23 protein-coding genes and 2 pseudogenes are annotated in these 23,472 nt (G+C 44.8%); 11 read left to right on the plus strand and 14 right to left on the minus strand.

Going from position 1 to position 23,472, the window contains the following annotated elements; translation table 11 throughout:
• Nucleotides 1-144, minus strand: a pseudogene (locus L5L77_RS20325) (IS4 family transposase); the annotation flags it as partial.
• A 104-nt stretch (nucleotides 145-248) separates the two neighbouring features.
• Here L5L77_RS20325 and L5L77_RS20330 point away from each other — a divergent pair.
• Nucleotides 249-632 (plus strand): annotated as a pseudogene (locus tag L5L77_RS20330) (TIGR00366 family protein); the annotation flags it as partial.
• A 74-nt stretch (nucleotides 633-706) separates the two neighbouring features.
• Here the strand turns inward: L5L77_RS20330 and L5L77_RS20335 are convergent.
• The 5 genes from L5L77_RS20335 to L5L77_RS20355 all read right to left on the minus strand — a co-directional run bounded on the left by L5L77_RS20335 (nucleotide 707) and on the right by L5L77_RS20355 (nucleotide 4,633).
• Entirely contained in the window at nucleotides 707-1,174 is a 468-nt protein-coding gene (locus tag L5L77_RS20335; RefSeq protein WP_012587132.1) for an Sbal_3080 family lipoprotein, read from the minus strand.
• Nucleotides 1,175-1,256: 82 nt separating this feature from the next.
• Nucleotides 1,257-1,778, minus strand: coding sequence for a DUF1294 domain-containing protein (locus L5L77_RS20340; protein ID WP_263223371.1), 522 nt, complete (start codon nucleotides 1,776-1,778; stop codon nucleotides 1,257-1,259).
• Nucleotides 1,779-1,807: 29 nt separating this feature from the next.
• A complete protein-coding gene (locus L5L77_RS20345) occupies nucleotides 1,808-3,013 on the minus strand; it encodes a DUF418 domain-containing protein (RefSeq protein ID WP_263223372.1) in 1,206 nt (401 codons plus the stop codon).
• A 199-nt stretch (nucleotides 3,014-3,212) separates the two neighbouring features.
• Entirely contained in the window at nucleotides 3,213-3,650 is a 438-nt protein-coding gene (locus L5L77_RS20350; RefSeq protein ID WP_131523617.1) for a nucleoside deaminase, read from the minus strand.
• A gap of 65 nt (nucleotides 3,651-3,715) precedes the next feature.
• Nucleotides 3,716-4,633: a LysR family transcriptional regulator gene (locus L5L77_RS20355; protein WP_263223373.1), complete on the minus strand. Its 918-nt coding sequence runs from the start codon at nucleotides 4,631-4,633 to the stop codon at nucleotides 3,716-3,718.
• Between the two features lie 135 nt (nucleotides 4,634-4,768).
• Here L5L77_RS20355 and xapA point away from each other — a divergent pair, with 135 nt between their 5' ends.
• Entirely contained in the window at nucleotides 4,769-5,596 is an 828-nt protein-coding gene (xapA, locus tag L5L77_RS20360) for a xanthosine phosphorylase (RefSeq protein ID WP_263185726.1), read from the plus strand.
• A gap of 212 nt (nucleotides 5,597-5,808) precedes the next feature.
• Here the strand turns inward: xapA and L5L77_RS20365 are convergent, their stop codons facing one another.
• Nucleotides 5,809-6,309 (minus strand): hotdog fold domain-containing protein, encoded by a 501-nt coding sequence (locus L5L77_RS20365; protein ID WP_198573750.1) that lies wholly within the window; start codon nucleotides 6,307-6,309, stop codon nucleotides 5,809-5,811.
• 224 nt (nucleotides 6,310-6,533) lie between these two features.
• Here L5L77_RS20365 and L5L77_RS20370 point away from each other — a divergent pair, with 224 nt between their 5' ends.
• Both L5L77_RS20370 and L5L77_RS20375 read left to right on the plus strand, forming a co-directional pair.
• Entirely contained in the window at nucleotides 6,534-7,448 is a 915-nt protein-coding gene (locus L5L77_RS20370; RefSeq protein WP_198573749.1) for a DUF368 domain-containing protein, read from the plus strand.
• 226 nt (nucleotides 7,449-7,674) lie between these two features.
• On the plus strand, nucleotides 7,675-9,249 hold the full coding sequence (locus L5L77_RS20375; RefSeq protein WP_263185728.1) for a hypothetical protein: 1,575 nt from the start codon (nucleotides 7,675-7,677) through the stop codon (nucleotides 9,247-9,249).
• Nucleotides 9,250-9,341: 92 nt separating this feature from the next.
• Here L5L77_RS20375 and L5L77_RS20380 read toward each other — a convergent pair whose 3' ends face one another.
• From L5L77_RS20380 to L5L77_RS20390, 3 genes are read right to left on the minus strand one after another with little or no spacing between them, the layout of a single operon-like run.
• The gene (locus L5L77_RS20380) at nucleotides 9,342-10,001 is read right to left on the minus strand and encodes a transcriptional regulator (protein WP_113939392.1); all 660 of its coding nucleotides are present in this window, start codon (nucleotides 9,999-10,001) and stop codon (nucleotides 9,342-9,344) included.
• Nucleotides 10,002-10,051: 50 nt separating this feature from the next.
• Nucleotides 10,052-11,326 carry a serine dehydratase subunit alpha family protein gene (locus L5L77_RS20385; RefSeq protein WP_263204367.1) on the minus strand — a complete coding sequence of 425 codons (1,275 nt, stop codon included), beginning with the start codon at nucleotides 11,324-11,326 and terminating at the stop codon, nucleotides 10,052-10,054.
• Between the two features lie 24 nt (nucleotides 11,327-11,350).
• Nucleotides 11,351-11,734 (minus strand): RidA family protein, encoded by a 384-nt coding sequence (locus L5L77_RS20390; protein ID WP_263223374.1) that lies wholly within the window; start codon nucleotides 11,732-11,734, stop codon nucleotides 11,351-11,353.
• Nucleotides 11,735-11,990: 256 nt separating this feature from the next.
• On the opposite strand from L5L77_RS20390, the gene L5L77_RS20395 reads away from it, so the two are divergent.
• On the plus strand, nucleotides 11,991-13,262 hold the full coding sequence (locus L5L77_RS20395) for an amino acid permease (protein ID WP_028761316.1): 1,272 nt from the start codon (nucleotides 11,991-11,993) through the stop codon (nucleotides 13,260-13,262).
• A 112-nt stretch (nucleotides 13,263-13,374) separates the two neighbouring features.
• On the opposite strand, the gene L5L77_RS20400 is transcribed toward L5L77_RS20395, so the two are convergent.
• Genes L5L77_RS20400 through L5L77_RS20410 form a run of 3 tightly spaced genes read right to left on the minus strand, consistent with a single transcriptional unit; the run spans nucleotide 13,375 to nucleotide 16,535 of the window.
• Nucleotides 13,375-14,994: a methyl-accepting chemotaxis protein gene (locus tag L5L77_RS20400; protein WP_168823013.1), complete on the minus strand. Its 1,620-nt coding sequence runs from the start codon at nucleotides 14,992-14,994 to the stop codon at nucleotides 13,375-13,377.
• Nucleotides 14,995-15,038: 44 nt separating this feature from the next.
• Nucleotides 15,039-15,449, minus strand: a complete 411-nt coding sequence (locus tag L5L77_RS20405; protein ID WP_105251847.1) for a phosphate ABC transporter substrate-binding protein — start codon at nucleotides 15,447-15,449, stop codon at nucleotides 15,039-15,041.
• 9 nt (nucleotides 15,450-15,458) lie between these two features.
• Complete coding sequence (locus tag L5L77_RS20410) at nucleotides 15,459-16,535, minus strand: porin (protein ID WP_168823015.1); 1,077 nt, start codon at nucleotides 16,533-16,535, stop codon at nucleotides 15,459-15,461.
• A gap of 690 nt (nucleotides 16,536-17,225) precedes the next feature.
• Between L5L77_RS20410 and L5L77_RS20415 the strand changes: the two genes are divergently transcribed.
• From L5L77_RS20415 to L5L77_RS20425, 3 genes are read left to right on the plus strand one after another with little or no spacing between them, the layout of a single operon-like run.
• Nucleotides 17,226-18,368: a transglutaminase-like domain-containing protein gene (locus L5L77_RS20415; RefSeq protein ID WP_168823017.1), complete on the plus strand. Its 1,143-nt coding sequence runs from the start codon at nucleotides 17,226-17,228 to the stop codon at nucleotides 18,366-18,368.
• A 16-nt stretch (nucleotides 18,369-18,384) separates the two neighbouring features.
• Nucleotides 18,385-18,702 carry a hypothetical protein gene (locus L5L77_RS20420; protein ID WP_317629719.1) on the plus strand — a complete coding sequence of 106 codons (318 nt, stop codon included), beginning with the start codon at nucleotides 18,385-18,387 and terminating at the stop codon, nucleotides 18,700-18,702.
• Nucleotides 18,699-18,983 (plus strand): heavy-metal-associated domain-containing protein, encoded by a 285-nt coding sequence (locus tag L5L77_RS20425; protein WP_028761311.1) that lies wholly within the window; start codon nucleotides 18,699-18,701, stop codon nucleotides 18,981-18,983. The genes L5L77_RS20420 and L5L77_RS20425 overlap by 4 nt, the downstream gene beginning before the upstream one ends.
• 153 nt (nucleotides 18,984-19,136) lie before the next feature.
• Here the strand turns inward: L5L77_RS20425 and L5L77_RS20430 are convergent, their stop codons facing one another.
• Nucleotides 19,137-19,661: a hypothetical protein gene (locus tag L5L77_RS20430; protein ID WP_263185732.1), complete on the minus strand. Its 525-nt coding sequence runs from the start codon at nucleotides 19,659-19,661 to the stop codon at nucleotides 19,137-19,139.
• A 275-nt stretch (nucleotides 19,662-19,936) separates the two neighbouring features.
• On the opposite strand from L5L77_RS20430, the gene L5L77_RS20435 reads away from it, so the two are divergent.
• Genes L5L77_RS20435 through phrB form a run of 3 tightly spaced genes read left to right on the plus strand, consistent with a single transcriptional unit; the run spans nucleotide 19,937 to nucleotide 23,471 of the window.
• Entirely contained in the window at nucleotides 19,937-20,890 is a 954-nt protein-coding gene (locus tag L5L77_RS20435; RefSeq protein ID WP_263185733.1) for a YbgA family protein, read from the plus strand.
• 60 nt (nucleotides 20,891-20,950) lie between these two features.
• Nucleotides 20,951-21,982, plus strand: a complete 1,032-nt coding sequence (locus tag L5L77_RS20440) for a MerR family transcriptional regulator (RefSeq protein ID WP_263185734.1) — start codon at nucleotides 20,951-20,953, stop codon at nucleotides 21,980-21,982.
• Nucleotides 21,969-23,471: a deoxyribodipyrimidine photo-lyase gene (gene phrB / locus L5L77_RS20445; RefSeq protein WP_263185735.1), complete on the plus strand. Its 1,503-nt coding sequence runs from the start codon at nucleotides 21,969-21,971 to the stop codon at nucleotides 23,469-23,471. The genes L5L77_RS20440 and phrB overlap by 14 nt, the downstream gene beginning before the upstream one ends.
• The last annotated feature ends 1 nt before the right edge of the window (nucleotide 23,472 follow it).

Below are 23,472 nucleotides of genomic sequence, written 5' to 3' on the forward strand. Positions count from 1 at the left end.
TATGTTCCGTCCTAACTGGGTTAACGAGAGTTGATTGCCATCGAGTAAAGACTCAGTAGCAACCATCAGAGAATTAAGGCGTTTTTGGTGTATTTGAGGGCATTGTTTTTTGAGTAAATCGTGTAATATGTCGATATCACGCATGATGTTGGATCTAGTAGGTTTTTGGCGAAATTGATTAGATCAAACAGCATCATGCGTGTCTACTTATTTGAATCCCATCGAATTTATGTGGGGATTCGCTAGATGCGGGCATTATGGCTGTGATGGTGCAATCGGGTTTAGCTCAAAGTATTTCGGAAGGTTTTGTGGCCATCGCTAGCGCCGAGAGCCTGCCATTTTGGAGCTTTATCAGTGCAGGAATTGTGAATATTTTTGTGCCATCGGGAGGTGGCCAATGGGCGGTGCAGGCACCGATTATGCTACCCGCCGCACAGGCTTTAGGTGCAGATGTCGCTCGGGTCGCAATGGCCGTTGCTTGGGGAGATGCGTGGACTAACTTGATTCAACCTTTCTGGGCACTGCCCGTGCTGGCGATTGCAGGCTTAAAAGCGCGGGATATTATGGGCTTTTGTTTAATGCAATTGATGATCACTGGCGTGATTATCAGTATCGCGTTGAGTTGGTTTTAAAGATAATAAACAGTGCAAAACTAAACAGGGTAATTCAATGATTACCCTGTTTTTTAGTTAAGGTTTCAATGATATTAATCGCTTGAACCATTTACTTTTTTTGTTGCTTCATCAGCGGTGATTTGACCAAATAGAGCTGACATCATATAGCTAATACGATTCGCAGCATTACCAAACTTACTCGGGTTCGCAGTATAGGGTACTTGAAACTTAACACTGCCAACTCTTTGGCCATTCTGAAATGCGTTAATTTCAGCGCTTTTTAAATATAATGCCAAGTCCCAAGTCCAATTACCTTCATATTCTAATGTGAGTTTATTTAAATCATGTTTAGAACCATCAGGCTGCACTGTGTAGGTGTAATTATTTGCTTTTAGCCATGTCTCCATTGTTTCTTGGAAGCCGTCACGTGTTTCTTTATCCTTAATAATGACTATTTCTACATTGTTAGTATTTGTTTCTATTGGTTTTGCTGTATAGCGAGGTGCGGCACAACCCGATAGTATTGCAACACCCAAAACTGCAACTAAAAATTTTTTCATAATTTAACCTTTTGTTTTTATATTAAAATAAGTTAAAGCGTTTTAGTGACAAACTTTTGATTTTCATAGAATCCATTGCTTGCTAGATAAATATATCTACGGCGCCAGTTTTTATGCCATAACCCAGCACGGCTAAGTTGGCGACAACGGTGAGCCAAAAGACGTTTCTAAATGAGGCTTTAATGGACTTGTGTCTTAACAGGTTTTGGGCAAATAGAGCGCCGGGCCAACCGCCCATGAGAGCGAGCAGATGTAATGTGCTTTCTTTAGTGCGCCATTTATTACGTTTAGCGGCGGATTTATCAATGGCATAGGCGATAAAGGTGAGCAGGCTTAGCGTGAGGTACATGCCCGCAATCCCGACTGGCAGCATATGTTGCTGTGCTGCGCCGATTAAGCCAGCAAGAAAAATCACCACCAATAACAGCGGCATAAGGCTTGAGCCTGAATCGGCTGTATTGGATTTTTGAGCGCGACTACTTTGGGCGCGATTGTTTTGTGTGCGACTGTTCTGAGCGCGACCGCTTTGTGCTCGACTCCTTTGAGAACGATTGGTTTGAGGTGAAGCGCTGTTGCCCGTTTTAGTAGTTTTTTTGTTCGTCATTATCTGGTATCAATCTCGTGTCAGTGTTTTTAAGCTTGCTTGTGTTCTTGTGATTCCGTGTATTTTTTAAACGCGAGGTGGCGCCACAGTTTCTCTAGCGGCCCTTGTTTGAAATAGTGTAAGTACAGGCTGGCTAACAGTAATTGCACTACTGAATAAACCAGCGCCATGGCCATGTATCCCCATCTATCTAAGCTCAATAGCAATTCGGGAGCTAAGTGTCTAAACACTAACACGCCAACGATGGATTGCAGAATATAGAGACTAAATGCGAGTTTGCCAATATTTTGCAGCGGAGTCAGTATATTAGGATTATTCTGGCAAACCTTAACTATAATGTGGATGTAAATCAGCGCCATAGGAATAGCACTTAGCATGATTAACACATCTGAAAACGCAACGAGAATAGTATTTTTCGTTAAACCTAAGATGGTATCAAGCAGTGATAGCGTTACGCTTGCTAGCACTAACTTTACCAGTACCGATTTGCTAAAACCCCGCTCAAAAGTCCCCTGTTGATACAAGGCCATGCCGAGCAACATCAAGCCAGCTGTAAACCACATTATGGTAAAAGGGATCACCAGTGCCATATAGCCAACTTGCATCAATTGCAGTAATAGTTGGTCGGCATAGCTAGAGGTCCATGCACTGTATTGCTCTGCAAATAGACTCGATTCTCGAGTGAAAGGTTCATCGCTGCCCGTAAGGCTAACCAGCGTAATGATAACTAAGGCGCTTAAAATAAAAATATTCGCTTTGCGCTTAAGGGCTTCAACACTTAAATCTTTGTAACACAAAGCTAAAAATCCGCTGATGCCATAGGTGAATAAAATATCACCTGACCAAATAAAAATGCCGTGGAGTAGGCCAAATACAATTAACCATTTTAAACGTGATCGCAGTAGGGAATAAGCTTCTAGGCCTTTGGCGCTAAATCGCTGATATTGAATAAAAAGCCCGACACCAAACAAGATGGAAAACAGACTGATAAAGCGTGCCTCGATGAAAAAGTTACTGAACACTTTGATAATGTGATCCGACAGCGGCTGTGTTTCATGGGGCGCATAGCCAAAAAAAGTAATGCCCATAAAATAGATATTCATAAAAAATATCCCCAACACAGCTAAGCCGCGAATAGCATCGAGGTTGGCATTACGCTGTGCGGGTATCGCCATGACGACAGGCTGCGTGGAGTCTGATCTTGACCAAGGGTCTTTAGGTAAGTTTGCTGACACGTTAGCTGAGTTCCTTTCGCTAGTAGACATGTTCCACTTTTCACTGGAATTTGGGAGGGCTAGCCTAGCAGGCGCTAGCCCCCAATGAAATACAGCCAACACAAAAAGTAAAATACAGGAAAGGTAGAAAGTGAACTAGCGCCAACGTAAAAAGTGAAATACAAAAAAGCAAAAACGGATTGAGAAGACTGTCGAACCATTACTCGCCGATATCTTCGTTCCAGAGTGTGGGATTACTGGCGATAAAGTTCTGCATCAATTGTTTGCACTCGGCATTATCGACCACAGTGACATCCACACCGCGGGATTTTACATAGGCTTCAGGCCCTTGGAAGGTAGCGTTTTCACCGACGATGACTTTTGGTATGCCATAAAGTAATACTGCGCCGCTGCACATATCGCAGGGCGATAGGGTGGAATACAAGGTCGCTCTTTGGTACTCGGCGGCGCTAAATCGGCCGGCATTTTCGAGACAATCCATTTCGGCATGCAGTACTGAACTGCCTTTTTGTACCCGTTTATTGTGGCCGCGCCCGACGATTTTGCCATCGATCACTAATACCGAACCAATGGGGATGCCGCCCTCGGCGAGTCCTTGTTTGGCTTCTTCAATGGCTGCCGCTAAAAATTCATCCATCTTGATATCCTTAAAATATGAACCCTGAGTATTGCACTCAGCATAGCACTCGTTTGGGAGACAATCTAAATGGTTTTAATTTGTTGCTTCAATAAGTTCCTCAGGCTATCGATAATCGGCAGCGAAGCCATTTCTGGCCGATAAATCAGGCAGATATCGGCGGGGATGGTTTGTTTTAATTTAATAAATTTTACCCTAGGCCAAGGTTGTGAAGCATAACTTTGCGGCACTATGGATACTCTGTTATCACCAGCGATGATGGCCATCAAGCTATTGGGCTCGACCATTTCCTGTACTAATTGCGGCCTAAATCCTGTGGCCTGACAGCTGGCGATAATTAAATCGCTAGAGGCGGAATTGGCACGGCTGAGTAAGGTAAAAGGCTCATCTTTGAGTTCACTCAAGTCGATGCTTTTGCGTCTGGCTAAGGGATGCTTACTTGCCAGTGCTAACACCATAGGTTCGCTGGTGATAGTTTCGGCGAGAAGGTGCGGCAAATTTAAGGTGTCGGCGTAGCGCACTAGGCCAAAATCGATTTCTTGATGTGCTAAGGCGACTTTTTGAGTTTCAGGTGATAACTCTTGAAATATCAGCTCATTATCAGGGCATTGCTTACGAAAGCTTTTCAGTATGTCACCAAATCCCATCCAAAACAGCGAGCTCATGATGCCAATCCGAATATGGTTTCTATCGAGTCGCCCAAGCTGAGCCACTTGTTCCAATGAGGTATTCACCAGTTCGAATATTTGCTCGCACTTCTCTCTTAACAATTGGCCATAGGGCGTGAGTTCGACCTGACGAGTGCTGCGGGTTAACAGGTCAACGCCAAGGAGCGATTCTAACTCTTTGATTTGTGCGCTCAGCGGAGATTTCGATAAATGCAGTTGCTCGGCGGCAGCGGTAAAGTTTTTCACTTCAGCCACTCGATGAAAATACCGCAGCATCTTCAAGGTGACGAGTTCTGATGCGTTTATCGTGCTCATTTTAGGCTCACTATTTTCAGCTATTGTCCTTTTTATCAGCACAATAGTGCGGTTAATCGCGATTATTTGCAATCCTAAGCCCGCTTATACTGAGGGTCGCTTACTCTTTCATTCTTTTGCTATGAGGTACCTTGTATGAGCCATGATCCTGTTATTAATGCCCTTGCGACGATTCGAGCCTGTAAACCGAATTTCTCTCCCCGTGCTGCTATGATTTTGGGCTCAGGGCTTGGCGCGTTTGCCGATAATTTAGATAACAAAGTAGTGATCCCCTATGAAGAGTTAGACGGTTTTCCTGTGAGTACCGTCGTCGGCCACTCTGGAGAGCTTGTGCTCGGCAGCTTACATGGCATCGATATAGTGTGCATGAAAGGCCGCGGGCATTTTTACGAGCACCAAAGTATGAAGGTGATGACGACGCCTGTGCGTACTTTCAAACGTTTAGGGTGTGAATTGTTACTCGTGACTAACGCTGCGGGGTCATTACGGCCAGAGCGGATCGGCGTGGGATCATTAGTTATTTTCAGCGATCACATCAACACTATGCCGGGTACGCCCATGACGGGCGCGAATGATGATAGCTACGGCCCACGCTTTTTTAGCCTAGCCAATGCTTATGATAAAGACCTGAGATCAGAAGCCTTAAGTGTCGCAAATGCCGCCGGCATTGAAGTGAATCAAGGGGTCTTTGTGTCTTACTCTGGCCCGTGTTTTGAAACCGCGGCTGAAATCCGCATGATGCAAATCATCGGTGGCGATGTAGTGGGAATGTCCGTGGTGCCAGAGGTGATTTCGGCGGCGCATTGTGGTTTGCCCGTGTTGGCTGTGTGCGCCATTACCAATATGGCAGAAGGGTTGGGGGACGTGCAGTTATCCCATGAACAAACCTTAAAATGTGCCAAGCTTGCTGAAGCCGACTTTATCCGTTTAATTGAGCGTTTTACTGCAAGCCATTTTGCTTAATATTTTGCATAACTGTGCTGCTATATTGCGATAGGGCTGCGATTTTAAAAGCTCGTATCTAACAGTTCGTACTTAAACGTGAGCGAGCAAGGCGCCGCACAATTCAGTTCTCCGAATGTTTTTGCGAAATACGGCGGGAGGTTAAAAAGTAAAGGGAGCGAAGCTCCCTTTTTTAAATGCTGACATTAAGTGTAAGTCTTGATTCAAAGCGTTTATTTTTGCGGTTTTTCTGAAATCCACAATTTGATATGTCCTTTCACCACAACCACTCCTTGGGTGTCGTAGGCGGTAACGGGGACCAGCATATCGCCAGGAGTCCATTGCTCTGGGGTCACTTCGGCGACACATAAAATATCGCTGCCTGCTTTAGCCGTATAATCCAAACTCATGCCCTTAGGTATCCAACGTAAATGTTTTGGAATAGAGGCTTCGGCCATCACGCCCATGGCCATTTCTAGACCATTACAAATCGCAATCACATGCACAGTTTTTATATGATTATGAACGGCATGGCGTTTTTTAATTAAACAGGCGCAATGATTAAGGCGTAATTCAGTGATCAGTGGTTTGATGGTGCCGAAATAGGGCGCCATGCGTGAAACCATGATTGAAAACAGTTTTTGGCCGAAGGGATAACGGCGAGTTTTGTGGTAGAGCGCGAGCACTTTATTAGGTTTTTGTTCTGCAGTGCTAGAAGAGTCTGTCTGGCTCATGGTCATCCTTAATAATGGTGCAAAGGGGTGTTGTTATCTTGAGCCTGTTCCAAGTTGAGCTTGGGTTGCTCTGGTCGGATGAGTGTAACATTAGGATAACAACAAATACCAGTCGGCTTAATTAAGTAAACTTCATTTCGCAGTTTTAAGTGTAACACCGTATAATTGCGGCCAATTTGTCGTGTAGCGGCAATGGCATGTTGATTTAACTACAAGGACTCACAGTGAAATATTTGCTGACGTATTTTAAGGGAATGGCCATGGGCGCTGCTGATGTTGTGCCTGGCGTTTCGGGCGGCACCATAGCGTTTATTACGGGTATTCTCGATACTTTGCTCGATAGTGTAAAACGCATTAATCCTTCCCTTTGGGGCGTAATCAAGTCGCAGGGCATAAAAGGGGCATTTGCCCATATTAATGGTGGCTTTTTAGTGAGTCTGCTGGCGGGGATCCTGACCAGTATTTTTACCTTTGCGAAGCTGATTTCTTGGTTGTTGGCGGTACATCCCATCCCGATCTGGTCGTTCTTTTTTGGGCTTATTCTTATCTCTGTCGTGCATATGCTTAAGCAAGTGAGTGGTTTCACTGTGGCACGTTTAGGCTTATTTGCGTTTGGTGTGCTGGCTGCATGGGCGATTACTGTACTGAATCCGGTCGCGGTAGAAGCCAGTTACATGAATATCTTTTTCGGCGGCGCGATTGCGATTTGCGCTATGGTATTGCCGGGGATTTCAGGCAGTTTCATCTTATTATTGTTAGGGTTATATCCTGTGGTCCTCGCAGCCGCTAAAAATATTCAGCTGGATATTTTGGCCTGTTTTGCTGCTGGTGCCGTGATGGGATTACTGACGTTCAGCCATTTATTGTCGGCGCTGCTGCGTAAATACCATGATGCCACTATCGTGTTTCTAACCGGATTAATGTTAGGTACCTTAGGTAAAATTTGGCCATGGAAAGAAATCTTAACTTGGCGGACCAACTCCCACGGCGAAAAAGTACCTTTGCTGGAGCAAAATATTTCCCCGCTTAATTTTGAGCAAGTAACGGGTCAGCCTTCACAACTGCTGTTCGCCATTGTGTGTATGTTAGCGGCGATTGCACTGGTTTGGGGGTTAGAGAAAGTGGGCAAAAGAGATTAGCCCTTTGTTACCTCAACATCATATTCAATAAAAGCAGCGAGATACGCTGCTTTTATTTTTTGCTCATATGCTCATCTTACTTGAATCTGGTCAGCTTTCGACTTTAGGGCAATGTCATTTTAGCCCTGTTTTGTTTACAATCACAGTTCACATTTAGCGTACTCAGTCGACGTTATGTTCTAGTTTAAACTCAGTGAGAGTTTGCAGTTACGATAAGGATATACTTGTGGATAAAAAACAGGTTTCGTGGGGCGGTGTAGCGCTGGCGATTTTTGCTTTGGGTCATGTGGTTAACTTACTCATAGATAAACAGGATTCTGATATATCGCCCGAATTAAAACAGCAAATTTCTGACACCATCTTGGCTCACAGATCACCATCCACCGCGAATAATTCATTAACGTCCATCCCGAGCAATCTTGAGGTGGCCGACGATTCTACCAAAATCCCTATGCCTGCCCAGTTAGCCCAAGTGAGTCAAATCTACAGTAATCTCAGTGCATTTGCGGCACTCAAGCAAGACGGTACTGTGGTGGCATGGGGCGATGCTGAATGTGGTGGCGATATCAATAATGCCGCAGAGCCTCTGGTCAATGTAAAAGAGTTATACGCGGCAGAGAATACCTGTGGTTTTGCGGCCTTAACCCGTGATGACAAACTTATCCCTTGGGGGATGGGGATGAAGCAAGTGCTGACAGGCGTTCGTTCTTTTGTGTTGGCAGAAGGGCTTTATGCGGCCATCAAACAAGATGGTAGTGTAGTCAGTTGGTCTAATCTGGATTCAACACCAGCCGAACTGCTCTCGGGTCAATATGCTGCGCCTGCGATGACCAATATTGATTTTGTGTTGATTAATAAAGGTGCCTTTGCTGCTTTAAAGCTGGGGGGAGCAGTAGTGACTTGGGGCGATGCCGCTTATGGTGGCGATAGTCGCCACGTGGCCTCTGAGCTTAACCATGTTGATCTGCTCTATGCCAACAATAATGCTTTTACCGCGAGGACGGCGACGGGAAAATTAGTGTCTTGGGGCGGGGTCAGCGATGATCAAAAAGGCCGCGAACAACTGGCAAAACTCAGCCAATTAGCGCCTGCCGTGAAAGTTGTCAACACGGATCATGGGTTTGCGGCGCTGCTGGCGGATGGCAGCGTATATACCTGGGGTGAGGGCGAATTGACTGAGTATCACGTCGCGTTTCCAGCGCGTTTATCTACTACAAAACGCGCCAATAAAGTGATTGATATTTATGCAAATCGTGGCGCGTTTGCCGCCTTAACCATCAGTCGTCAACTGCACGTATGGGGCAGTAAATTCAATGGTGCCGATACATCAGTCCTACAGGATAAGTTGCAAAAAGTGCACAAGGTTTATCCCTTTGAGGAGGGTTTTGTCGCGTTACGCAGGGATAATACGGCCATTGCTTGGGAAGGTTGGGACTTGGTAGACAAGCAACCACGTTATCAAGAAGTCACTCAGGTGAGTAAAGTGGTGACCTATGAGCGGGAGTTTGCCTTTTTAAAACAGGATGGCACTGTGGTTGATGGCCACTCTGGACCCAAAACTGAAATTACCCAAGCAACGGATATTTTCCCGACAGGCTTAGGGTTTACGGTTAAACGCCAAGATGGTTCGATTGCGGTGTGGATGGGAGGTGAGGCTGCGTTAACATTAGATAAACAAGCCGTTGATTTGAGCCAAATGCGCGACATTCGTAGCAATTTGCTCGATGCCATTGCCTTAATGGCCGATGGCACAGTGCAGGCATGGAATATGATGGGCTTTAGCGGACAAGCTGCGCAATAACAAGCGCAATCACAAGTGCAAAAATAATAAAACGAAAGGGCTAAGGTTATTTACACCTTAGCCCTTTCTATTTAGGCGAGTTTTTTCTCGCTTTAAGCTTGATTGGCTTTGATTTCCCGCAGATAGCGATAAATCGAATGCACTGAAATCCCCAATCGAGTGGCCGCGACTTGGGCACTGTCCTTGAGTTCGAAAATCCCTAACTCGTGGAGTTGATTGACGATTTCGCGACTCTTTTGTGAAGGTGAAATCGCGGGATTCGCGCGAACCTCATGGTTCACACTGTCGATAGTGCTATGGAGCGCTTCATCGATATTGCGGGCAAACACCTCGGGCGAGCTGGTCAGTTCGCTGCCAAGGAGTTGCTCTGGCATCATAGTGCGCAGAACTGATTGCAGTGGTGCATCCATGTCGCTGTTAATACACAGTAACCCTATGGGTTGATTTTTACTGTTACGGATCACCGTCGTAATTGATCTTAGCGTCTTACCATTGGCACATTTAGTCAGGTAAGAGTTGGAAATATCCTGACCGGTTTTGAGCTTGAGCAAGGCAAGGTTGGTTATTGGAGCACCCACTTCACGGCCTGTGACATGGCCATTGGCAATTTTGACCACAGACGGATGTTTCGCATCTAGGCTGTGCAATACCACTTCTGTGTGTTGGCCATACATGGCAGCGATGCCATCGACGATATTTTCGATGGATTTCAGAATATCCAGATCACTTTGCGTTAAATCTTGCAGTTTCACAATTTCAACCTTTAGTTATTAACCCGCAAATATTCAGCGGGTTAAAATCATCATGCCGACATAATATCGATAATAGTGACATCTGTGGATGACATGCCATTGAGGATCATTTTGCCAATGTTTTTAATGGTTTTCTCTACATCGGTAGCAATAATACCTTGGCCTGAGACATTGTGACTACTGAGCGCCATCAAAAATGAGCGCACGGCCGCACTGGATGAAGTGCTAACCTTCATGGCGCAGGACGCTTTAGCGCCGTCACATACCATGCCAGAGCTGTCGCTGATCACGTTTTGAATCGCGAAACAGGATTGTTCGAACGAGCCACCGGCTAAATACACCATGGCCATAGAAGCGGCTGCGCTGGTGACGGTATTGCCACAAAATGCCGACAGTGGTGGATAATGGGACTTGATATAAATCGCCCCTAGATGGCTCATAATCAAGGCGCGGGCGAGTTTTTCTTCCGAAACCTTATAACATTGTGCCGTCAATACCACAGGAATAGTTGCCGCTATGCCTTGATTACCACTGCCAAGATTACTCATGGCGGGCAAGTTTGCCCCGCCCATGCGAGCATCGGATGCTGCAGCAGTTAACATGACGATTTTATTCAGTAAGTCTTCACCGATAATGCCCGCGGCTATGCCGCTTTTCATGGTGCGGCCGACTTCCAGCCCATAGGGATTCGCCATGCCTTCATCGGATAATTTGCCATTTAGCTCAGAGGCTTCGAGGATGAATTTGATCTCTTCGAAGGGGACTTCTTCGGCGAAGCGATAAATGGACTCGATAGTGATATCCACGCCTTCACAGATGGAACCAGTGGCTTTAGCTTGCGTGCTATCGACACTGAAGACGGATTCGCCGTTGAGGCGCTTCTCGGCGATCAGTGTATGGCCGCCGCAGATTTTCACTAGGGCTTCGCGGTCGCCTTTTTTCGCGATGACACAACAATAGATAAATTCTGCTGTTTCGGTGCGCTCAACCGTCACCTTGCCCGCATCGATAAGGGCCTGTGCTCTAGCGACTTGTTCTGGCGTGATCACGGCCAATACTTCTAAGCCCGCATCCGGATTACCCGCAATGGCGCCTGCTGCAGCGGCAATTGCCAGACCGATTTTGCCTGTGCCAGGCACAAACACGCCCATAGAGTTTTTATAAAGATTGTCAGACACTTGTACTGCAATTGAATCGGGTTCAACACCCAGCAAGGCGCGGGCGACGGCGGCGGCGTAAGCGGCGGCGATGGGCTCTGTGCAGCCTAATGCGGGCTTAACCACTTGTTTAATGATTTGAATATACTGCTGCCATTGGGGTTTCATGAGCTTACAACCTTATGTTAATGCTTAGATTTTAACGTGTGCTATCGCTTCAACTTCTACTTTAACGCCCAGCGGAAGGTCCTTCACTGCAAAACAGCTACGAGCTGGGCAGTCGGTTTTAAAATAGGTTTTATACACTTCGTTAAAGGCGGCAAAGTCACTGATCTCTGCAAGATAACAAGTGGTTTTAAGAACCGTTTCTAAGCTGCCACCACCCGCTTCGAGCACGTATTTGAGATTCTCTAATGATTGAATCGATTGCTCAGTAATCCCACCGTCAACTACGCTGCCTTTCTTTTTACAAACAGGGAGTTGGCCAGAGGTAAAAATGAGGTTGCCATAGGCTGTGCCATGGGAATAAGGGCCAATGGCCGCGGGAACACGTTCTGCGTGAATAATGGTTTTCATTGTCTCTCCAACTTGCAAATAAAATTGAATGCCTAGGTCGGCGTATGTGCAACATTATTTGTATTTTTATGTTTTATTGCAATTATTTTTTAATGAATTTCATTTGTCACTGCGGTTTGTGCGCTATTTATCTCGTTTTCAGTCAAGTTGTGAGCTTTAACTCTTTGTTCAACAAAAGTTGAGTATTTTGATTGCTGAGTTTGTTTTGTTCAAATATATTTGCACAAAATAATACCAACTAGGTAAAGGTGAAATGATGGATGCAACAATTACTGCTGCACAGTGGAAAGCAGATACCCGCTTCGATAGTACGGATTGGGGCTGGATTATCATGAGTATAGGAATGGCGATTGGCGCGGGGATCGTATTCTTGCCTGTGCAGGTCGGTTTGATGGGGTTATGGGTTTTCTTACTGTCTGGCATTATTGGCTATCCTGCCATGTATATGTTCCAACGGTTGTTTATCAATACCTTAGCAGAATCTCCAGAATGTAAGGATTACCCGAGTGTGATTTCGGGTTACTTAGGTAAAAACTGGGGTATGTTGTTGGGTGGTTTGTATTTCATCATGCTGGTCATTTGGGTGTTCGTTTATTCAACGGCCATTACAAACGACAGTGCTTCATTTTTGCAAAGTTTTGGGGTCACTAAAGCGTTATTGTCAGAAAATCCTTTCTATGGTTTAGCCTTGATCTGCGGCTTAGTTGCTTTAGCCTCCCGCGGTGAGAATCTTTTGTTTAAGATCTCTACTTTTATGGTACTGACTAAGTTGGGCGTTGTCGCCGTGCTAGGGTTATTGATGGTGGATAAATGGGATATCAATAATATCGGCGCTATCCCAGCCACGGGAGATTGGTTAAAAGATGCGGTCGTTATGCTGCCCTTTACGCTAACATCGATTCTGTTTATTCAAAGTTTAAGCCCTATGGTGATTTCATACCGTTCGCGGGAAAAATCCCTTGCGGTAGCGCGCTTTAAAGCGATGCGCGCAATGAATATTGCCTTTGGAGTCTTGTTTGTCGTGGTGTTTTTCTATGCAGTGTCATTCACGCTGGCAATGGGTCATGATCAAGCCGTGCGTGCATCGGAAGAAAATATCTCGGCTCTTGCTATGGTTGCCCAAGGTATGCAGGGACAAACACTGAAATTGCTGAGTTTAACCTTGAATATTTTTGCGGTGATGACGGCTTACTTTGGCGTATATCTTGGTTTTAGGGAAGCTTGCCAAGGATTGACCATGAACATGCTGCGCCGTTATATGCCTGAAGATCGTATCAACAAAAAGCTTGTGGGTTACGGCATTATGATTTTTACCATTCTATTATCTTGGGGCGCGATTGTGTTGAATGCGCCAGTGCTGAGCTTTACGTCGATTTGTAGTCCAATTTTTGGTTTAGTCGGTTGTTTGATCCCCGCTTATTTAGTGTACCAAGTACCTGCATTACATAAGTACAAGGGCGTGTCGCTGTATATCATTATTATCACAGGCTTATTGCTGTGCGTATCCCCCTTCTTAGCGTTTAGTTAACACGGATAAAGTGGTACAAAAAGATAAGCTTTAAGGAATTAAAAACCGGTATTAAGTGTAAACTCAATACCGGTTTTCTATGTTGAGCAATCATTTCGATAATGCTCTATGGTCAAAGTTTGAATTGAGATGTGGCGTTTTTCAGTTCATCGGCAAAATCGACTAATCCCTCAGAAACATTGCGAACCTGCGACAGAATTTGCAATGTCTGTTCAAATGAAGCGTTCATATTGACGACGTTATCGACCACTTGAGAAGCAACCGAGGCTTGCTCTTCCGTTGCCGAGGCAATGTGAGTATTCATACTATTGATACTGACAATCTGCTGTTGAATTGATTTCAGTGCACTCCCTGTATTTTGAGCATTGGTTTCATTTTCCGATGACTTCGACATCGCCACATTCATGGTATTGACCGAGGAAATAGCCGCCGTTTTAAGGTTTTGTAACACATGGCGAATTTCAGTGGTTGCATCGGCTGTTTTAGAGGCGAGAGCGCGGACCTCATCAGCGACTACGGCAAAGCCTCGTCCTTGCTCACCCGCGCGGGCGGCTTCGATGGCGGCATTAAGTGCCAATAGGTTGGTTTGCTCGGCAATAGAGGTAATCACATTTAAGATAGAGGTGACATTTTCAGTATCTCTGGCGAGCTCGTTGATCGAGTTAGAAGCCGCCTGAATTCCTGTATTTAATTGCTGTGAAATATCGATGGTACGCTGAACGACTGTCATACCTTGCATCGCTTCTTTCTCCGCGACCTGTGCTGCACTGGCGGCTTGGCGGGCATTTTGCGAGATTTCGATGACAGAGTGACGCATGTCTTCCATTGAGACTTGTACTGCGCTGGCATCATGGCTTTGCCGCTGGGTGGCATGCGTCGCATCTTCCATGCGCTGTTTCAGTGAGCGCGAGCTATCAAGCAAGGGATCGGTAACATTCACCACCCTTCGAATAGAATCTCCGAGCAAGCGAAGAAATCGATTGAAGTTACTTGATACTTGGCCGAGTTCATCACTACCAGATACTTTGAGCTGATGACTAAGATCGCCTTTTCCATCGGCCAGCTCACTCAGTGACTGGGCGACATTACGCGCAGATGAGCTGATAGCGCGTGCTATGGCAATAGTGACAATCAACATCACGATCAGCAAAGCGATGCCGATGGAGAGGGTGAGCCACAAACTTTGCGCAGATCTGTCGCCAGCTTCTTTTATCGATTGTTTAAATTCGAGTACTTTGCTTTGTTTGTAATCTTGTATTTCATTAAGTACAGCTTCATAGGCTTGGGATTTTTCTTGGCTGATCTGGCCAATGTTTGCCATATCAATCGTACCCGCCAACATGCCTTTAGCCAGCTTAATCGTCATGTCGTTATAGCGGGTTAATTTAGCGGATAGATTGCTGAGTTTATTGGCTTGTGAGGGATCGACACTATCTAATTGTTGTAGGTTTTTACGTAAAGATTCATACATAGTACCTGCATTTGTTAACAGGTCTTCGTCGGCAAAAGAAACCGATTGAGTGTAAAGTTCATCGAGTCGTTGGATAAAAAACACGTTTTGATTGGCGAGTTCAACTCTTTGGTAAACTTGCTGCTCCATATAATTAAGTGTGGTGCGATTTTTATTTATGGAGATGACACTAATGCTTAAGTTTAAAGCGAAAATGATGACAGCTAAAATAAATATCGCGATAACTTTTTTAAAAATAGAAATATCATTAAAGAAATTCATCCCTTGCCCCCAAGTTGTGCCGAGCTTGAGCTCGGCACTCCAATCTAAAACTCGGCAATAACTTTTACCGAATCATTGGCCTCACTACTATCAATATAGCCAATAATATTGGGGTTCGATGCAACTAATTTTATCATCTCCGCCCCACTAGTGACTTCCTTGGGTGGCGTTCCTTTGCCTGTAAATACTTTTTGTGACCAATATGACTTAAGTTGGCTGGATGACTTGCCCAGCACTTTAGTATCAAAGGTTTCCCTTAAGGGCATAGCACTGTCAAGATTGACTGGCACGGCCTGCGCTCCACCAGGAAAGGTCTTTGTTTTCCCTAGAAAAATATTTTCAATAACCTTTTGGTCGACAGTGTCTGCATTACTGGGATGAACGATGACAACCACACCAGCAAATAGTGGCATTGAGACTAAGCTGAGTAGGATTAAGCAAAGTAACTTATTCATTTCTCTCTCCTAAAATACTAAGTCAATGCCAAGACTGATGGATTTCGAATCCCCTGCGACTTTCATACCTGGGCCACCGTCATCTTTAACGTCATCATACTGAATTTTAAAGGCCGCCGAAGGATGGAAATCCCAACGTATACCTGCAGAACTTGTATGGTGAACTTCACCGCCTTCACCATCATTGAAGTCCGAATAGGAAATGTAAGGCATCACTGAATCGATACGATAGCCGAACGAGAGAAGATAAGTATCTAGATTACTCCCATCGAGATCTAAGCGGTTAAGCTCAGATAAAAAAAGGAAATTCTCATAATCTATATTAACGGATAGGCCATAAAACTTACCCGTACGTTGGTTGCTACCATTCCATTCCTGCTGAATACCACCAATATAACGTTCGTTAGTGTATTGCATATGCGTGAGGCGAATATCTAACCAATCTTTATTGAATTGAACAACAATACCGCCTATATCCTTCCATACTTCTCGGGTATTTTCGAGGAAGAAAAAATCAGATAAAAGCTTATTAGGTTCGCTATCTTCGCTACCGTAATAAACTTGTCCAGACATAGTCCAGTCGCCAATTAAATAGTTATATAAGGCGCTGACACCTGTGTAGTTAAATATTTGCCATGTGTAATTATCTGCGGGTGGACGTATCCAAGGATAAGCATATCCCACATCAAAAAAGTCACTGTAATAGTAGAGCGGTAAGCGTTTTTTACCTCCTTGTACTGTCCAATGATCATTGATCTCATAGGACAGATAAGCCCATTCAAAACTTGCCGAAAAGTCATCAGCCCCGCGGGAAACAACCTGTGCCGTGGCAGATAAACCTTCGAGTAAATCCGCTGAGAATTGAATACCAAATAAGGTATCGGGTTTGAAACTAATATCTTCATCATAGGCGCCAACGAGTGGATAGTCGGCGAGAAAGGTGGGGCCTAAATCAAACTCTGCAACGCCCGAACCTTCGAGAACTTGACCAGCAACAACTGAGGCAAAACCTGAAATGTTGACTTCTGCATAAGCGGTGGAGCTGAGCAAAAGTGAGCAAAGACCTAATGAAAGCTTATGTTTCATAAAAAAGCCCTTTAAGTGAGTATATTCGTTTTTAAGCCTAGAACAGGTACAAACATACGCAAACTTTTATTAAACATTTTTGCAACATGGTGGTTTGGCTCTCATTTTGAAAGATAAGTTTGATATTTTATGAGTAAAAAGCGTTAGGTAATTCGAGCTAACTTAAGTCAAAACTGTAAGTTCAATATTCTAAATTTGGAATGATTACTCAGCCATACCATTAAACTGTTCAGGTGAGACTGTGTTCTCCCTGAAAATTGTTTCGAAAATTCGCCAAAGAATATTATTGATTTTGCTAAATGAGAGACTCAAAGCTTGAGTGAAAAGTGGTGAGATAATTATCTTTATTAACAATATTAGCCAAAGCTAAATGTGGTTGTTATTTAGCCTTTAGATTATAAAAATAACGCAATGGATACTTTTTATTAAACTAAAATTGGGCTTTTTACATAAAAATGCTCTAAATCTATCATTGATTATGCTTGTTAAGTCAACGTCGATATTTATTCCATTTTCATAAGTATGCTAGCGCTGTAGCATATTTTACTGAGTCTTTTTCTCCGATGTAGTGGTTTTATACTGTATGGTTAGCGGCTTGATTGCTGCACAGTGCTATAGCACCTATAATCTTGCTCTCTTATGTTGAGTTTCTCTTCTTTCTAAACATGATCCAATAAAAGGAATGTCATAATGCAAAGACGCAATTTTTTAAAAAGTGCGGCTATTTTGTCGACTGCGGGTTTTATCACGCCGGTACTGGCATCTTCCTCTAAATCGAGTGTCGTTGAACATAGCTCAAGCGATGGACGCCGCCGTTTTATCTTAACCAACACTTACCATCTTGTTGCCCCAGAAGGGTCTGAGGGCGTGGTTAAGTTGTGGATCCCTTTACCTGAAGACACGCAATTCCAATTGGTGAGTCAGTTGAATTTTACGGGCAGTTTTAAAGACGCCTATATCAGCTCAAACAACAGTTATGGCGCCAAAACCCTGTTTGCGACTTGGCCCGATGCCAAAGCGAACATGACAATAACGGTTGAGCTTGATATTGAAACGATAGATTGGGAACCCGTTAAAAGCGGCGCCTTAACCCATTACCGCACCCCAGAGCAGATACATTATCCTGCAGATGTTGAACGTTATTTGCTGCCGACTAAACACATGCTGATTAATGGTATTGTGAAGCAAACAGCAGATAAGATCGTTGGCAGCGAGACTGAACCACTGAAGCAAGCACGACTGATTTATCTTTGGGTTAGCGCTAATATGTTTCGCGATAATAGCGTGATTGGCTGTGGTACGGGTGATGTAGCAAGTATCCTCGAAAGTGGCAAGTTAGGCGGTAAGTGTACCGATATTAACTCAGTATTTGTGGCGCTAATGCGCGCAGTGGGGATCCCTGCCCGTGAGATGTTTGGGATTCGCTTAGGTCAGGCTATCAAGATGGGCGAATACTCTAAAAAGGCCTTTGGTAGTGCTGATGACAAAGGGTTTGCCGATGTCAGTGGTGGTCAACATTGTCGCGCTATGTTCTATTTAGCGGGTTATGGTTGGTTGCCAGCCGATCCTGCTGATGTGACAAAAATGCGTTTGACGGAGAAAAAAGAACACAGCGATCCCGCAGTTCAGGCCGTGAATGATTACCTCTTTGGCAATTGGGAAATGAACTGGGTTGGCTTTAACTATGGCCGTGACTTTGATTTATTCCCTACAGCCGAACAGACACCACTGAATAACTTTGGCTACCCTTATGCCGAAGTTGATGGCGATCCCGTGAACTATTATGAGCCTAAAGTGTTTGCCTATGACTACCAGTCAACCGAACAACGCTAAGGGCCTCTTCGCGACTATGGCCGCCGCAGTGCTTGCTGCGGTTGCTTCAAGCCTATGCTGTATTGCACCGCTTATTTATTTGGTGTTCGGGGTGTCGGCCGCAAGTCTGTCGGGGATTGAGCAACTGAGCTGGCTGCAAGTGCCCATGTTGATACTGTCGACTGGGCTTATTCTGATGGGATTTTGGCGGCTCTATTTTGCTAAAAAGCCACTGTGTACAGCGACGTTGAGTCGTACTCAGATGCTGTGGCTGTACTGGTTAACTGTACCTGTTGTGCTGGCATTTCAGTCATATCCTTTTGTATTACCTTGGTTATTAGAGGTGCTTGAATGAAGTTAGTGTTATTTCTCGCCTTGAGCCTGTGTTCAGCGTCGAGCTGGGCGGCAAACGTGCTGGTCACCTTAGATGTTAAGGGCATGACTTGTCCGCTGTGTGTCACTGTCGTGAATAAAGCGCTGCGTAAAACCGATGGGGTGATTAAGGCCAAGGCTTCGTTAAAAACAGAGCAAGCCTTAGTGACAGTGCCAGAGGATTTTAATCTAGATAGTTTGCTTAAGGCCGTCGACGAAACTGGGTATAAGGGCAGTATTAATAAGGTAGAAAAACAATCCTAAGCGTTGGTGTCTTTAGTAACGGATTGAGCGACATTATAAAATATCAGTCTAGTTTTAAATGATTAGACTGATATTTCACCGAGAAAATACACTCTGTATCCCACTTGTTACTTCCTTCACTGCCAAATTTTTCCTTTGCGGGTCATTTCTTCGTTAGCTGTAATACACCTCGGACTCGATACGACGTTGCCGCTCTTCATTTTTCTCCGATGATTCTTTAATCAGATCCAATTTTTGCGCTTGCAGTAATTCTAGTTGCTTGGCTTTTTGTTCTTCAGATAGATTTTCATCGGCCGCAACCTTCGCCATTTCTTCATCTATCTTATTAATTTTATCCCTATCGACTCCTGTACGGTTATCTAAAATAGCCTGCATGGCTTTGTCCAACCTGTTGATGCTTTTGTCTGGTTCAGGCGTGCCTGCAATGGCTTGCACATTACCCGTGTAGCCTTGTTTGGTGTTAGGGGCCAGATGGCTATAGGTATCGGCTGTCGTTACCGATGCAGCAGAGGAGAGCGTTACAGTATCTTGGCTTATTGATGACGTTAGATTTGCCGACGTCATTGAATTTGCACGAGTTCCTAGGCCATTAGTGCTCGGCTCGACTTGCTTGATTGGCACATTGGCATAACTTTTCGCAAAGGTATTGGTATAACTATTAGGGTTAATTGTGCTCATATCCGACTCCTTATATATATGAATCTGTCCCTTGGTCACCTGCGGTTTAAAATGTTGAGCGGTTAACTAATGTGTGTTGCTGGACGTTTCAATATTATTTGATGACAACTTTGCAATTTGAATTAGCAAGTTATAGGCCAAGTTAGGTTTATTTGTGGTTGATTTATCAGGAGTCACTGTTAAACGATACTTTAAAAAAAATATTTATACAAAAACTTGATCCTTGTACAACTATGGTCCGTAATTAGAAGCATAGTGATACAAGGAGTCGACTTATGTACAAGTTTAACCCGCAGCGAATTCAGATTGGGATCAGCGCTTGTCTATTAGGGGAGAAGGTTCGTTTTGATGGTGGACATAAAAATTCGACCTATTGTAATCAAGAGATTAAGCAATTTTTCGATTATGTGCCCATCTGTCCTGAAATGGCGATTGGCTTAGGTGCACCCCGGAAAAGTATCCGACTAGTCCGTGATGGGGAAACCATCTTAGTTCAGAGTGGTGACGGTAGCTTAGATGTGACCGATAAGCTCAATGAATACAGCGAAAACAAGGTTGAAGAGCTCGATTTCCTCGGCGGATACTTGCTTTGCGCTAAGTCGCCAACCTGCGGCATGGAGCGGGTAACAGAGTATAAAATTGGCACTAACAATGGTTCTAAGTCTGGCATTGGTGTATTTGCTCGCAAGTTGATGGAACGATATCCACTATTGCCCGTGGAAGAAGAAGGGCGCTTGCATGACATGGTGCTACGGGAGAACTTTTTCACCCGCGTTTATGCCTATCACGATTGGCACCTGATGAAACATGAAGGGCTGACTAAGCATAAGTTAGTGAAGTTTCATTCCCGCTATAAATACCTATTGATGGCACACAGCCCGACATGGTATCGCGAGCTTGGGCCGATAGTGGCCAATATTGAGGATCTTGAGCAAAGCGCGACCCGCTACTTTGCAGGTTTTATGACGGCGCTGAAAATTAATGCGACCCGTAAAAATCATACCAGTACGCTGCAGCATATTCAGGGTTACTTTAAAAAGCATTTGAGCAAAGAGCAAAAGACAGAACTGTCTGAAGCGATTATGAAATATCGCCAAGGTCTATTGCCGTTATTAGTACCTATCACGCTCATTAACCATTATTTACGCGAATTTCCAACACCTTATATTGAAGAGCAAGTGTACTTAAACCCTCATCCTGAGGCGTTAAAGCTGCGCTATGCCTATTAACGTTTACCAAATCGCATTCAGTTGATTTTAGCTTTTGATTTAGTGAGTTATTACTGAAATATGAAACAAACTATAGAGAACACGGCCGACACAGAACCCAATGGTGAGATATTACTCCCCATTGGTGAAGTGTCGGCCTTAACAGGCGTGAATGCCGTGACCTTAAGGGCATGGCAGCGCCGTTTTGGCTTAGTGATCCCTGCACGTACACCCAAGGGACACAGATTATATACGAGCGAAAATATCCAAGAAATCCATGAGATTAATGCATGGCTAGCTAAAGGTGTTGCGATCAGTAAGGTTAAACCTTTGCTGATGAGTGCTGCTAAATCTTCGTTTACAGAAATAGTTCAAACCCAAGCCATTGATATATGGAGCGAGCAAGTCACTGCGCTCAATACGGCATTATTCGACTTCAATCAGCACAAATTACAGCAGATATTAGATGATGCATTTGGCTTATATCCTTTCCAATTGGTGAAAGAAAAGTTGCTACAACCTTGGCTTAATCAACTCGAGGACTTAGTGAATGAGCGGCTCGATGCCGAGTTAATTATTGCTTGGTTAAAGAGCGAGTTACTTAACCGAGTGGGTGGACGTCATGCCTTTAGTGGGCAGGCCGTGACGGCGAGAATCGCTGTGGTGAGTCTATCCCGTGGGGTACATACCTCGCTTAATTCCACCCGCACTAACATTTTGTTTTCTCTACTTCTATCGCTCGAGTTGGCGTCGCTGCGTGTATCGGTTATTGATCTTGGCGAGCAAGCCATGGGCAGTTTACCTTTGCTGCGAGGCAGGCTTAACGTCGATGCACTTTTGCTTATTCCCGACTCAAATCATTCGGGTTCTGAACAGGCTGAAATGCTGACTGTATTGGAACAAATGGCTTTCCCATGCTGGTTTATGGGGCCTTTTGCGCCAACGTTAAGCTTTTTATCTGCTTTTTTGGCGTCTTCGACGACGGACTTGATTGGAAAAATGCCATCTCGTTTAGCGGGGAAGGTGAATAGAAGTCGTAAGCGCAGTGGAAAGATGAATACCGTGAATCAAAGCGAGCAGATAAATAGCGAGAAAAACAATGACATTAGCTAACGATTCAATGCAAATAGATTCAATTCCAATAAAAGTGCAGGGCAATAATGCACTGATGTGGTTTCGCCAAGATTTACGCCTTGCCGATAATCAGGCATTAACCGCCGCTTGCGATTGGGCGCGGGAGAATGGCGTGGCACTTAAGGCGATTTACATTGCTACGCCAACCCAGTGGCAGCGCCATGACGTTGCGCCTATTCAGTTGGAGTTTATCGAACGTCATATCAATTTACTTGCCCAAGGGCTGGCGAGTCTTGGTATTGGATTCGAGTTAATTCAGCTAGATACCTTTGCTGATGTACCTGAGTTTATCGGTCACTATTGCCAGCAACAGGGGATTGGTCGAGTGTTTGCTGGTCGCGAGCCTGAGATTAACGAGCAACAGCGCGACCAAGCCTGTATTCAATCGGGGATTCCTCTGGTGTTAACCGATGAGCATTGTTTGCTTAAGCCGGGCACTGTGATGAATTTGTCCGGCGACATGTACAAGGTTTTCACTCCTTTTAGCCGTAAGTGGCGAGAAATTGCCGCCCGCCATGCCATTTTGCCGCTTCCAGTTCCGGCGCCACTTGGACCTGTGTTGGCCGAGCCAAAGCCGCTTTTGTTTAACAATGTCACTAAAGTGTCGAGTGAACTTTGGGCTGCGGGAGAAGGGCAGGCGAAGCGTTTACTCTCAGCATTTATTCTGCAAAAAGTGCAGGATTATAAGCAAGATAGGGATTTCCCCGCCATTGATGGTACTAGTTCAATTTCACCCTATCTGGCCATTGGTGTGGTGAGCCCAAGACAATGCGTTGCCACGCTGTTGCATCAATTCCCTGAGGTGATTGTCGACGACACTAGCCCTGCTCGTACTTGGTTAAATGAGCTTACTTGGCGTGAGTTTTACCGTCATTTGCTGGTGGCATTTCCCGATTTATCTAAGAATCACAATTTCAATCGTCAAGCCGACCATGTGCAGTGGCGCAATAACCCGCAGGAGTTTGCTGCTTGGTGTGAAGGTCGTACTGGCTATCCGATTGTGGATGCCGCAATGCGCCAACTCAATCAAACGGGTTGGATGCACAATCGGCTGCGTATGGTGGTGGCGAGTTTCCTGACTAAACATCTGCTGATTGACTGGCGCTGGGGGGAGCGTTATTTCCGCCAAAAACTGATTGATGGTGACTTAGCCGCGAATAATGGCGGCTGGCAGTGGTCTGCGGGTTGTGGCTGCGATGCTCAGCCTTATTTCCGTATTTTTAATCCTATAAGCCAGAGTGAAAAATTTGATCCAGATGGCAGCTTTATCCGTAAGTATTTACCAGAGCTCGCATCTTGGGGAATTAAGCAATTACATCAACCCAGTACAGCGCATACACCGTCCTTGTTTGAACAGCCGTTATTCAACACTAAAACGGCTTATCCAAGTGCGATTGTCGAGCACAGTGCAGCAAGAGCAAGGGCATTAACAGTATTAGGCGTATTGAAAAAGGCCACGGCCCAATAAA

This window comes from Shewanella sp. SM29 (assembly GCF_025654245.1).
Taxonomy (GTDB): Bacteria; Pseudomonadota; Gammaproteobacteria; order Enterobacterales; family Shewanellaceae; genus Shewanella; species Shewanella oncorhynchi.

What these genes read in the sequence shown, in the direction of transcription:
- L5L77_RS20335 (WP_012587132.1), bottom strand. Translation starts at nt 1,174, where the DNA reads ATGAAAAAATTTTTAGTTGCAGTTTTGGGTGTTGCAATACTATCGGGT.
- L5L77_RS20350 (WP_131523617.1), bottom strand. Translation starts at nt 3,650, where the DNA reads ATGGATGAATTTTTAGCGGCAGCCATTGAAGAAGCCAAACAAGGACTC.
- L5L77_RS20365 (WP_198573750.1), bottom strand. Translation starts at nt 6,309, where the DNA reads ATGAGCCAGACAGACTCTTCTAGCACTGCAGAACAAAAACCTAATAAA.
- L5L77_RS20415 (WP_168823017.1), top strand. Translation starts at nt 17,226, where the DNA reads ATGCAAAGACGCAATTTTTTAAAAAGTGCGGCTATTTTGTCGACTGCG.
- L5L77_RS20425 (WP_028761311.1), top strand. Translation starts at nt 18,699, where the DNA reads ATGAAGTTAGTGTTATTTCTCGCCTTGAGCCTGTGTTCAGCGTCGAGC.
- L5L77_RS20430 (WP_263185732.1), bottom strand. Translation starts at nt 19,661, where the DNA reads ATGAGCACAATTAACCCTAATAGTTATACCAATACCTTTGCGAAAAGT.
- L5L77_RS20435 (WP_263185733.1), top strand. Translation starts at nt 19,937, where the DNA reads ATGTACAAGTTTAACCCGCAGCGAATTCAGATTGGGATCAGCGCTTGT.
- L5L77_RS20395 (WP_028761316.1), top strand. Translation starts at nt 11,991, where the DNA reads ATGGATGCAACAATTACTGCTGCACAGTGGAAAGCAGATACCCGCTTC.
- L5L77_RS20405 (WP_105251847.1), bottom strand. Translation starts at nt 15,449, where the DNA reads ATGAATAAGTTACTTTGCTTAATCCTACTCAGCTTAGTCTCAATGCCA.
- L5L77_RS20400 (WP_168823013.1), bottom strand. Translation starts at nt 14,994, where the DNA reads ATGAATTTCTTTAATGATATTTCTATTTTTAAAAAAGTTATCGCGATA.
- phrB (WP_263185735.1), top strand. Translation starts at nt 21,969, where the DNA reads ATGACATTAGCTAACGATTCAATGCAAATAGATTCAATTCCAATAAAA.
- L5L77_RS20420 (WP_317629719.1), top strand. Translation starts at nt 18,385, where the DNA reads ATGGCCGCCGCAGTGCTTGCTGCGGTTGCTTCAAGCCTATGCTGTATT.
- L5L77_RS20410 (WP_168823015.1), bottom strand. Translation starts at nt 16,535, where the DNA reads ATGAAACATAAGCTTTCATTAGGTCTTTGCTCACTTTTGCTCAGCTCC.
- L5L77_RS20340 (WP_263223371.1), bottom strand. Translation starts at nt 1,778, where the DNA reads ATGACGAACAAAAAAACTACTAAAACGGGCAACAGCGCTTCACCTCAA.
- xapA (WP_263185726.1), top strand. Translation starts at nt 4,769, where the DNA reads ATGAGCCATGATCCTGTTATTAATGCCCTTGCGACGATTCGAGCCTGT.
- L5L77_RS20385 (WP_263204367.1), bottom strand. Translation starts at nt 11,326, where the DNA reads ATGAAACCCCAATGGCAGCAGTATATTCAAATCATTAAACAAGTGGTT.
- L5L77_RS20390 (WP_263223374.1), bottom strand. Translation starts at nt 11,734, where the DNA reads ATGAAAACCATTATTCACGCAGAACGTGTTCCCGCGGCCATTGGCCCT.
- L5L77_RS20355 (WP_263223373.1), bottom strand. Translation starts at nt 4,633, where the DNA reads ATGAGCACGATAAACGCATCAGAACTCGTCACCTTGAAGATGCTGCGG.
- L5L77_RS20440 (WP_263185734.1), top strand. Translation starts at nt 20,951, where the DNA reads ATGAAACAAACTATAGAGAACACGGCCGACACAGAACCCAATGGTGAG.